Below are 218 nucleotides of genomic sequence, written 5' to 3'. Positions count from 1 at the left end.
CTGAATGTCGCGCGCAAGGAATGGGGGCTGATAAAGGCGAACCCGCTGTCCGACGTTCGCAAGCCGTCGAAGCCGCCGGGCCGCGAGCGCCTGCCGTCAGACGAAGAACTCACGCGATTGCAGTTCTCGGCCGGCGAGGATCTGAGCACCGCGACGGCGCGGGCCTATCACGCCTTCCGTTTCGCGCTGGAGACCGCGATGCGCGCGGGCGAGATCGC

At 67.9% G+C, this 218-nt stretch carries 1 pseudogene; it reads left to right on the top strand.

Annotated elements, in window-relative coordinates:
- Positions 1–218 (top strand): annotated as a pseudogene (locus tag CG50_RS15990) (tyrosine-type recombinase/integrase); the annotation flags it as partial.

It is taken from the genome of Paenirhodobacter enshiensis (genome assembly GCF_000740785.1).
Taxonomy (GTDB): Bacteria; Pseudomonadota; Alphaproteobacteria; order Rhodobacterales; family Rhodobacteraceae; genus Rhodobacter; species Rhodobacter enshiensis.
The sequence above is the reverse complement of the archived record's forward strand: the minus strand, read 5'-3'. Positions and strand labels throughout refer to the sequence as shown.